This is a genomic window from Pseudomonas sp. SED1, assembly GCF_034044025.1.
In the GTDB taxonomy this organism is placed as follows: Bacteria; Pseudomonadota; Gammaproteobacteria; order Pseudomonadales; family Pseudomonadaceae; genus Aquipseudomonas.
Genome location: NZ_JAXCIS010000218.1, coordinates 1 through 10,408, shown reverse-complemented (window position 1 = coordinate 10,408; position 10,408 = coordinate 1). Strand labels below are relative to the sequence as shown.

Genomic DNA, 10,408 nt, shown 5'->3' with positions numbered 1-10,408 from the left:
AGGCACCGAGTGGTGGGGCAAAGACCTTTTGGTTACTTTTGGGGCGTTTGCCAAAAGTGACCCGCTGTAAGAGCGGAACCCTAAGTGGCCGTTACCGAAGAAACGGATATGTACTCAATCCCCACATCTCATGCTAAACCCCTGGCCCGCCAGCAAAACACCGCACTAACCGCAATCGCCGCCCCCGCCACGCCAAACACCCAAGGCGCCGACGCCACCGGCAACAACAACCCCGCCAGCAAAGGCCCAAGCCCCGCCCCCACATCCCGCCAAACCGCATTCGACGCCAACGCAGAAACCCGCATCGCCCCCGGATTACGCTCCGCCACCAACGTCGTCACCAGCGGCAACTGCAGCGCCCGCAACACCAACACCGCCGCCGCCCCCACAATCACCCAGTGACTACCAAACGCCCCCAACGCCAACGCACTAAGAAACGAAAACAGCAACAACATCGAAGTAGCACCAAACTGCTGAGCGAAGCGCCCCCCTAGCGGACTCAGAAGCAACTCCGAAACATATCGCAGCGCCATCAACCCACCGGCAATCAATACCGCATTCCCACCCAGCATCTTCTGCGCCTGAATCGACAAACCAAAGATAAACAGCCCATCCAGCGCCACCCCTTCGATAAACGACCAGGTCGCCACACTGTCAGGCAACTTGAACCGCCGCCCCGGCGTGCCATGCAAATTGTGACCCGCAGTCGGCAACCCCCGCGCCATCCACAACCCCACCAGGCAACACACCGCCAGAATCCAAAAGATCGGCCGCGGCCCCACCTGTAACGTCAGCCACCCACCCAACGGCAAAGCCAGCATCGGCCCCAGGGCAATCAACGCCCGCGACCGCCCCGCCCGCCGCGCTGCACCCAGCGGTTCAGAGGTGGCCAACACTTGAGTGGAAAGGTTCAACGCAGCAAAACACAGCCCCCAGACCAACCGCAGCCCGAGCAAGGCCGCAAAGCCGGACAGCATCGAGTTGCCAAGGGCACACACCGCCGCCGCGCCGGCGGCGATGGAGCACGTCAGCCGATCACCGTTGCGGGCATAGAAATTCAGAACATGCTTGTAGCCGAAGATCCGCACCAGCCGGTTGGCCGCCAGCAGCACCCCGGCCTGGGCCAGGGTGATGCCAAATGCCTGGGACTCCATCGGCAGCACCAGGTACAGCAACACATCACTGGGCAGGCACAGGCCAAGGGTCAGCGCGGCACGGCGGGAGTGGGAATCAGCACTGCGTTGGGCCAGATCAGACATAAAGGCTGAAACATTCAGAATTATTTAGACGGCCACGGTAGCCGCCTACCTCAATGGTTTACAAGGCCCAAATAATTAAACCTTGGCGCCGTCCTGCATCAGGCGCAACCCGCTGGCCACCGCGCCCACCAGTGCGAACCCGCACCCCAGCCACAACGCGTACTGCGGGCCGCTGCTCAGGGACAGGTGGAAGCACAACGCCACCAGCGAAGCGCCGAGTGTCTGCCCCATCAGCCGCGACGTGGCGACGATCCCGCTGGCACCGCCACTGCGGGCGATGGGCGCACTGGTCATGATCGCCTTGAGGTTGGGCGACTGGAAGAAACCAAACCCGGCGCCGCACAGGGCCATGCGCCAGCCGATGTCGAAGGTCGAGGCGTCGTTGCCCAGGGTCGCCAACGAGGCCATGCCCGCGCTCAACATCACCAGGCCGATGCCACACAGCAACGCCAGGGAGATACGGTCCGCCAGCCGGCCGGCAATCAGCGCCATCACTGCCACCACCGCCGGCCACGGCGTCATCAGGAAGCCGGTGGCCACCTGGCTGTGACCCAGCACCGTTTGCAACAGGAATGGCAGCGACACAAACGCCAGGCCCTGGGCGCTGAACGCGCAAATCGCGGTGAGGGCCGACAAGGTGAACAGCGGGCGCTTGAACAAGTCCACCGCCAGCATCGGCGCCGGGTGCCCGGCCTGACGGCGGATCAGCAACAGCCCGCACAGCAGCGCCACGGCGATCAGTCCCAGGGTCAACACCGCCTGCGCGCCGTGCACCGCCGAACCCAGGCCCAGCACCAGCAGGGCGAACAACCCGGCGCAGAGAATCGCCGCCAGCCGGTCGAAGGCATGCCCGGTGATCGGGATCACCGGAATCGCACGCACCCCCAGCCACAAAGCCAATGCGCCCAGAGGCAGGTTGATCAGGTACAACCAGTGCCAGGTGGCCACCGACAGAATCGCCGACGCCGCCGTAGGCCCCAGGGTAAAGGCCAGCCCCACCACCAGCGAGTTATACCCCAGCCCCCGGCCGAGTATTTTTGCCGGGTAGATATGCCGCAACAGCGCAATGTTCACGCTCATGATCGCCGCCGCGCCCAGGCCCTGCACCACCCGGGCGGCAGTCAGCGTCGGCAGCGACCAAGCCAGCCCGCAGAACAGAGACGCCACTACAAACACCAGCAAGCCGCCGAGGAACACCCGGCGGTGGCCGACCACGTCACTCAGGGAAGCAAAGGGCAGCACGGCGGCGATGGTCGCCAGTTGGTAGGCGTTGACCACCCAGATCACCGAGGCGGAGTCGGTGCCAATGCCTTCGGCCAGGGTCGGCAACGCGGTGTTGACGATGGCCGTGTCGAGAGTCGCCATGCCGATCCCCAGGGAAATGGCGACAACCGCCGCGAGACGTTTATCACTGGGCAACCCATCAGCTACTGAAGACATGGACAATCCGCACACGTGGCAAAGGCCTGTAGATTACGGGCAGCGGCCTTTTTTTTCAGCGGGCAAATGCGTGGCTGTCCAAATATTCATGTTCAGGTGCGCCAGTTGCCCATTCGGGCCATCTGCACCAGCACCTCGGCCAGGGCGGGCTGCGGCGCGCTGTTGACGGTGACCAGCGCTACACAGCGGCTCGGCCGCAAGGTGGCCGCTGCCGTGACGGCACGGCCGCCGAGATCGAACCCACCCAGCACCGCTTCAGGGATGTGCAAGGCGTTCATCAGGTCCAGCACGTCCTGGCCGAGAACGACTTCCTGAGTGACGGCGGGCGCAGCCTTGTCCAGTTGCGTGGTGCTGCCATGGCCTCGCAGGTACGGGATGACCACCCGAAAACCCTGGGACACCAGATGCGGCGCGACCTCGGCAAAACGCTCCAGGTCGCCATCAGCCCCATGCAGCAAAATGACCGGCCGGCCGTCTTCGGGGCCGGCTTCGTAGTAGCCGATATCCAGCAGGTCGGTGCTGACCTGGCGAATCGTCCAACGCGCAGGCGCCGCCAATACCGGCAGTGACAGCGCGACCGAGGCAATGGCGCTGGAAATCAGAAAGCGACGACGATTGAAAAAAGACATGGGTTTATAGCTCCGAAAAATACGCCACGGGAAGGTCGTCAACGACCCCCACAATCAACTCGCTGCCGATCCAACCGGCCAGCCACTCACCGGCTTGCGCCACGCCCTCCTCTTCCCCCAGGCGCTCCACCAGAAACTCGCACAGCCCGGCAAAACTGCCGTCGCCTTGCAGATGCACCAACGCCTGGAATTCCAGGGCCTCGACTTGCCGCAAGCGCGAGGTGAACTGCCGACGCCACACCAGCAACCCACCGGCCTCGGCCAGCATCACCGCCTCGGGCGCCGGGGTTTGCTGCCATAACGCCGACCAGATCGCCTCGGCATTAGTGGTCAGCCCGTGGCAACGCAGCGACGGCGTGAGTTGCAGGCGTGCCGTGTCCCAATCCACCGCCGCCAGCACATCCATGGGCAACGGGCTGGCATCGGCGGCGACAAATGCCTCGTTGAGCGACGACTCGATCCAGGCCAGTTCATGCACGTCGGGATTGTTAGGGAACCGTTCACCCAGGGTCAGGTGAAAGCCCTCGGGATAGACGTCCAGGGTCCAGGCATGGGGCGGATGCCGGTCGATATGGCTGATGCACGCGGCCAGAAACGCCTCATCCCCCAGCCAGCGCCGCAGGTTGGGAAATGCCTGCTCCAGGCAACCCACCAACTGCGCGCGGTAGTTATTCTGGTAAACCGCCAGGCCTGCGGGCTTGTTACCCAGCAACTGGGCCGACTCCTGCGAGGCACTCACCAGCCAGGTGTGAAACGCCTGCTGCCATTGCGCGAGATTCATGAGCGCACCTGCGCACGCTTGCAGGCCTCGGAAGCACCCAGCATCCGGGCGATGGACAGTTCCTCCAGCAGCTCGGCCAAGGGCGGAATCTCGTCATCGCGCTCGATCATCGTGGCGACCGGGCCGAGCAACGCAACAGCCTTGGCATACAAATCCCAGACCCCGTCACACACCGGGCTGTCATGGCTGTCGATCAGCAAATCGCGGCCCTGACTGTGGCCGGACAGGTGAATCTGCCGCACCCGCTCGGCCGGAATACCGTCGAGAAATGCCAAAGCGTCGAAGCCATGGTTGCTGGCGCTGACAAACACATTATTGACGTCCAGCAACAGCTCGCAGCCGGTGCGCCGGGACATGGCAGCGATGAATTCCCACTCGCTCATGGATGCGCCATCAAAGGCCAGGTAGCTGGACGGGTTTTCAAACAACATCGCGCGGCCCAACACGTCCTGGGCCATGTCGATATTGGCGCAGACCCGGTCCAGTGCCTCATCGGTATAAGGCACCGGCAGCAAGTCATGGGAGTTGAAGCCTCCACTGCGGGACCAGCTCAGGTGGTCGGACACAAACAGCGGTTCGATCTCGTCCACCAGCGACTTGAGACGCTTCAGATAGTCGAGATCCAACCCCTCGGCGGTGCCGATCGACATCGACACCCCATGCAGCGCCACCGGGTACCGCTCACGAATCTGGCGCAGGATATGCCGGGGCTGGCCGCCCGCAACCATGAAATTCTCGGAGATCACTTCAACGAAATCCACCGCCACCGGAGTCTCCAGGAACTCACTGTAGTGCTCCTTGCGCAGCCCCAGGCCGTAGCCCGGAAAACGCGGATTGGGTGTCGGCATCACATGGTCTCCGTTAAAAAACTGTAGGAGCGAGCTTGCTCGCGAAAAACCCAAGAACAACGCGAGGCGTCAAGCACCCCGCGTCATCGTTAACGGTCTTACTTCGGCTCGGTAGTGGTACCACCCAGCTTCAAGCACTCGGACGGAGTCTTAACGACAACGCCCTCACCCTTGCAGCTGTTGAGACCCTTGCAATCGTTCTTGGCCGTGGCGCACAGGCTTTCGCCTTTGCAGTTGTTCACGCCGTAGCAGCGACCCGGCTGTTCCGGCTGGTCGGCGGCGCTGGCAGCCGCGGCGAAAGAGGCGGACGCCATGGCGATCAAAGCGGCAGCAGTAGCAAGGCTCAAGCGGGATTTAATGGACGTGCTCATGGGTGTTACTCCTCAGGGTGTGGTTTATTTGATGACGGATGCAGCGTCTTCGATGACCTTCGCCACAGCCTCGGGCTGGGAGATGTACACCGAGTGGCTGGCCTTGATTTCAGTGACTTTCGAGCCGGCGCGCTTGTACATCCAGCGCTGCAGGTCGGGGCTCAGGGCACGGTCTTCGGTGGACACCACGGCGTAGGTCGGCTTCTTGTGCCAGGCCGCGGCCCACACGGTGCCGCCGAACAGCGCAGTGGTGGCGGGCACCTGGGAGGCGGCCATGAAGTCGGTGCGATTGGTGGTCAGGTCGGCAGCAAAGTCGGCATTGAACTTGGTGCGATCAAAGAACAGGTGCCCGTCGCGGGTCTGCTTGACGTCATTGCTCGGCGCCGGCATCGAAGACAGCAGTTGGCTCATGTTTTCGCCGACTTCCGGTTGCAGGGCAGAGACATAGACCATCGACTTGACCTTGTCGCGGTCACCGGCAATCGAGATCACCCCGCCGCCGGAACTGTGACCCACCAGCACCACCGGGCCGACTTGCTGCTCCAGCACTTCGCGGGCCTCGGCTACGTCGGCGGCGAGGCTTTCATGGCCCTGATGCACTACGGTGACCTTGTAGCCCTTGTGAATCAGGATGTCGTGCACCACTCGCCAGCCGGAGCCATCGACGAAGGAACCGGGCACGATCACCACGCTTTTACCGGTGCCCGGCTGGGGCTTGGCTGCATCGGCGGCCGAGGCCACTAACGGTGCAGCGAGTGCCATGGCGATCGCCAGGGAAGAAAGAATACGCATGCGACTCTCCACAGGCCTTGGGGCCTGATCATTGTTGTGAAAGGGTTAACGGCGTTGGCCGGACAACACGCGGTCCAGTGACCAGGCCCCGCCGCCATACGCCAGCAGCGGCAACAACAGCCCGGCCCAGGTCAGGTGGGTCGGCCAGGCATCGGGGTACACGAACACCTCGATCACCAGGGTCATGCCCAACAGCGCGGCGGCCGCCGGGCGGGTCAGCAGGCCCAGCACCAGCAACAGCGGGAACAGATGCTCGGCGTAGGTCGCCAGGTGTGCCGCCCAATCCGGCGGCACCAGCGGCAAGGCGTATTCCGAACGAAACAAGGTGTAGGTCGACGGCTTGAGTTGCAGAAAACCGGTCACCTTGGTGCGGCCCGAGAGGAAAAACACCGAAGCGATACCCACGCGAGCCACCAGCAACAGCAGCGCCTCAGGCAGCACGCGCTTGAGCACCGCAGGGGCCAGGGCAATCATGGTTGTTCCGTCAGGCTGCCGAAGCCTTTGGGGGTTTTGATCTGGGTGCAGGTGCCTTTGTCCACCAGCACCCAGGCGTTGCCCTGGTAATCCGCCTTGGCGGTACCGGCGCAGGAAGTACCGGCACCGGCGGCGCAATCGTTGGCCCCGGCGAGGGACACGCCGAAGCATTTCTCCTGAGGCTTGGCATCCTCGGCATGGGCGGTGGCGGCGAAGGCACCGAGGGACAGTGCGAGGGTGGCAGCAAGGGCCGCGTAGTGGCGCTTCATGGTTGAATCTCCTGGCTTGACTGAATGTGGCCAGGGCGCTTGTGCGGTGAGTGACCACTTGCGCCATCTGGTAGACAGATTTAAAGCCAGGCGTGTATCCCGTCTGTGTCGCGTTCCCTCCTGCTAATCATGCCGCTGTATCAGATGGGTGCTGATACACAGTCTGATACACAGCCAAAAAAACCGCGCCAAACCACCACCGTTTTATTCGGCATCCCGAACGACACAATTAGAAATATTCGCCTTTCCGAACACTCCTCTCTCGCCGCCTCCGACGACCTTAAAAATCACCATAAATTTCATACGGTTGTTGTCATCTTTGTTACATGCCAACTGGCATACATTCTGCTACATCAGGTTTTCTAGTAATAAAATGTTTCTGAATTGAAACAGTCTCATCGCCTGAAACCCAACGGCCCCGCGCCCTATAACAATGTCCATGCCCCAAAGGAGGGCGGCAATTCTCACCTTTTTGATCGACTTCAACTCTCCAAGCCTGCTGCCGCACGTAAGCACCCAAAAGGGCGAATGGCCTGATCGCCAATAACAAGCCCGACTACAAAAAAAGGACAAATTGATGAGTTCGAGCAAATACCCCGCAGTGTCCTTCACGGACCTCGTCCCCCAGGCCCCGGACCACACCGAGAATGCTATCGGTTTTGGCCCCTTTCTCTTGTTGGCGCGCCAGCATGTATTGCTGCGCAACGGCGAGCCGGTGACCCTCGGCAGCCGCGCCTTGTACTTGCTGATCGCTCTCGCCAGCCGGGCTGGCGAGTTGCTGGAAAAGTCCGAACTGATCTCCTTCGCCTGGCCCAAGGTGGTGGTGGAGGAATGCAACCTGCGCGCACAGATCGTTGCGCTGCGCCGGGCGCTGGGGGATGACGGCAACTTCAGCTATATCGTCACCGTGCCGGGCCGTGGTTACCGGTTTGTCGCGCCGGTGACGATGCAGGCGGTGAGTGAAGGCGCTATGACCCAGGCCCTGCTGCCCGCCCCGACCATGGAGGCACCGAACCTGCAACCGCCGCCCACCACGGTGATTGGCCGCGAACAACTGATCCTCAGCCTCGCTGACCAGCTTCTAAGCCAGCGCTTTGTGACCATCACCGGCCCAGGCGGCATCGGCAAGACCACGGTCGCCCTGGCAGTGGCGCAACTGCTGCAGGGCCGCTTTCACCAGGGCATGTGTTTCGTCGACCTGGCCCCCGCCACCAGCGGCCAATGGGTGGCCGGCATGCTCGCCAACGCGCTGGGCATTCAAAGCGTGAGTGACGACCCCTTGCAAAGCGTGGCCTCGATGCTCGCCAACAGCCCGTTGCTGCTGGTGCTCGACAACTGCGAGCACGTGCTGCAAGCCACCGCCGACGCCGTCGAAGTGCTGCTGCGCTGCGCGCCCCAGTGTTGCGTGCTGACCACCAGCCGCGAACCGCTGCGGGCCGAAGGCGAACGGGTGCACGACCTCGCACCGCTGCTGGTGCCGGACGAAGACTTAAGCTTGAGTGCCGAGCAAGCCATGACGTGGTCGGGCATCGCGTTGTTCATCGAACGGGTCAAGGCCCTCGACCCGAGCTTCGTGTTCAAGGACACCGACGTCGCCGCTGCCAGCGCCATCTGCCGCAAGCTCGACAGTAACGCCCTGGCCATCGAAATCGCTGCGGCGCGGGTGCGCACCTTTGGCATCCAGGACCTGGTGGGCTTGCTCGACGGCAGCTTCCGCCTGCAAATGACCGGCCGACGCACCGCCCTCGCCCGCCATCGTTCACTGAGCGCGACGCTGGACTGGACCTACTCGATGCTCACCGGCGACGAGCAGGCCATGCTGCGTCAACTGGCGGTGTTCACCGGTTCCTTCACCCTGGATGCAGTCAAAGCCATGACCGCCAGCAGCACCCTCGACGCCCGCAACGCCCTGCCCTTGCTGGAAAGCCTGATGGACAAGTCGCTGCTGATTGCCGGTGAATCGCAGTTGCTCAAGCGCTACCGCCTGCTGGAAACCACCCGCGCCTACGCCCTGGAAAAACTCAACGAACACGGCGAAGCCGACGCCACCCGCCGGCGTCATGCACGGTATGCCCTCGGGGTTTTGCAGGAAGCTGGGCAGACCCTCGACAGCCTTTCTCCCGAGACCTGGGTTGGCCTCTATGGCCCGGAAATCAACACAGTCCGCGCCGCACTGGAGTGGGCCTTTTCAGCCTCGGGCGACCTGCCCACCGGCATCGAACTGACACTGGGCGGCGTGCCGTTGTGGCTGCGCCTGTCGCTGGTCAGCGAGTGCCGTACCTGGGTCGACAAAGGCCTGGCCAGCGCCGACACCACCCCGCTGCCGCTGCGCCAGCGCATGCTATTGCAAACGGCCTTGGCCAGCGTGCTGATGCTCACCTACGGCACCGGCGGGCCCATGCGCGAAGCCTGGCGCCAAGTGCGCGAAGACGCCCGCGACCTGGGCGATGCCGAGCACAAACTGCGGGCGCTGTGGGGCCTGTGGAGTGACCGCTGCGGCTGCAACCAGTACGCCGAAGCGCTGGAACTGGCCGAGCGCTACATCAGCCTGAGCAACAGTGGCAACCAACAGCTGCTGGGTAAACGCATGCGTGCGGTGGCGTTGTTTCACATGGGCGACCTGGCCGGCGCCCGGCAGAATATCGACGAGGCGCTGGGTTCACCGTCGGCGCCGCGCTCGCACATTATCGACGTGCATTTCGACCAGCGCATCGCCGCCCGCTGCCTCAAGGCGAAGGTGCAGTTGCTGGAAGGCGATGTTGACCCGGCGCTGCGCCTGATCGGCAGTTGCGTCGATGAAGCCATCACCCTCGATCACCCCGCGACCCTCTGGTACACCCTGTGCCTGGGGGCGATTCCCCTGGCGCTGTTGGCGTCCAACCTGCCCAAGGTGCGTTATTACCTGGGCTTGCTGCAGAGCAGCACCACCCAACAAGACTTGCATATCTGGCGCCAGTTTCGGTTGTGTTTCGAGAGTATTTTGCTGATTCGCCAGGGCTCGCCTGAGGAAGGTGTGCCGCTGTTGGGTGAGGCGTTGCATCACTTGAGTGGGCAGGGAGACAGCCAGCTGTATAGCTTGCTGCGCTGTGAGTACGCCTTGGGTCTGGCGCGACTGGGGCTGGAGAAGCTGGCGCTGGAGGTGTTGGAAGACACCTTGCAATTGGCGCTGGGGCGGCATGAGCACTGGTTCGTGCCGCAGATGTTGCGTATCAAGGCACAACTGATCTTGCGTCAGGCCCAGTATGGGTCGGTGGACAAGGCCAAGGTGTTGCTGCGCCAGGCATGGGTGGATGCGCAGTTGGCCGGGGCGCACTTTTGGCGGGCGCAGATTGCCAGTGACCTGGCCAGGTTGCAGGAACCGAAGATGCGGATTGCTTCGTTGCCCCGGTTTCAGCATCGGTAGGCGGCCGTTATTCGGTACGCACTTGAGTGTTCTGGGGTGCGGGTAATGTTATGGGGCAGGGTTTCTGATCGGGTCGGGTACATATCCGTTTCTTCGGTAACGGCGGCTATTGGTTCCGCTCTTACAGCGGCTCACTTTTGAA

The 10,408-nt window shown here is 62.8% G+C and carries 10 protein-coding genes; 1 reads left to right on the top strand and 9 read right to left on the bottom strand.

The genetic code is table 11. The annotated features are described in order from the left end of the window. Positions 1-128: 128 nt before the first annotated feature. From SNL23_RS27490 to SNL23_RS27450, 9 genes are all read right to left on the bottom strand, one after another. Positions 129-1,259 (bottom strand): MFS transporter, encoded by a 1,131-nt coding sequence (locus SNL23_RS27490; protein WP_076016074.1) that lies wholly within the window; start codon positions 1,257-1,259, stop codon positions 129-131. A gap of 75 nt (positions 1,260-1,334) precedes the next feature. Further along, positions 1,335-2,699: an MFS transporter gene (locus SNL23_RS27485; RefSeq protein WP_023658995.1), complete on the bottom strand. Its 1,365-nt coding sequence runs from the start codon at positions 2,697-2,699 to the stop codon at positions 1,335-1,337. A gap of 92 nt (positions 2,700-2,791) precedes the next feature. Continuing rightward, positions 2,792-3,328 (bottom strand): alpha/beta fold hydrolase, encoded by a 537-nt coding sequence (locus tag SNL23_RS27480; protein WP_318304271.1) that lies wholly within the window; start codon positions 3,326-3,328, stop codon positions 2,792-2,794. A gap of 4 nt (positions 3,329-3,332) precedes the next feature. Then, the gene (locus SNL23_RS27475; protein WP_318304270.1) at positions 3,333-4,109 is read right to left on the bottom strand and encodes a DNA-binding domain-containing protein; all 777 of its coding nucleotides are present in this window, start codon (positions 4,107-4,109) and stop codon (positions 3,333-3,335) included. After that, complete coding sequence (gene bufB / locus SNL23_RS27470) at positions 4,106-4,957, bottom strand: MNIO family bufferin maturase (RefSeq protein WP_318304269.1); 852 nt, start codon at positions 4,955-4,957, stop codon at positions 4,106-4,108. The genes SNL23_RS27475 and bufB overlap by 4 nt, the downstream gene beginning before the upstream one ends. Positions 4,958-5,055: 98 nt before the next feature. Next, entirely contained in the window at positions 5,056-5,328 is a 273-nt protein-coding gene (gene bufA2, locus SNL23_RS27465; RefSeq protein WP_076016069.1) for a BufA2 family periplasmic bufferin-type metallophore, read from the bottom strand. Positions 5,329-5,352: 24 nt separating this feature from the next. Then, positions 5,353-6,120 carry an alpha/beta fold hydrolase gene (locus SNL23_RS27460; protein WP_076016068.1) on the bottom strand — a complete coding sequence of 256 codons (768 nt, stop codon included), beginning with the start codon at positions 6,118-6,120 and terminating at the stop codon, positions 5,353-5,355. 45 nt (positions 6,121-6,165) lie between these two features. Continuing rightward, positions 6,166-6,594 (bottom strand): DoxX family protein, encoded by a 429-nt coding sequence (locus tag SNL23_RS27455; RefSeq protein WP_010175348.1) that lies wholly within the window; start codon positions 6,592-6,594, stop codon positions 6,166-6,168. Next, entirely contained in the window at positions 6,591-6,863 is a 273-nt protein-coding gene (locus SNL23_RS27450; RefSeq protein ID WP_003211270.1) for a BufA1 family periplasmic bufferin-type metallophore, read from the bottom strand. The genes SNL23_RS27455 and SNL23_RS27450 overlap by 4 nt, the downstream gene beginning before the upstream one ends. A gap of 577 nt (positions 6,864-7,440) precedes the next feature. Here SNL23_RS27450 and SNL23_RS27445 point away from each other — a divergent pair. Further along, positions 7,441-10,266, top strand: a complete 2,826-nt coding sequence (locus tag SNL23_RS27445) for an ATP-binding protein (protein WP_318304268.1) — start codon at positions 7,441-7,443, stop codon at positions 10,264-10,266. Positions 10,267-10,408: the final 142 nt, after the last annotated feature.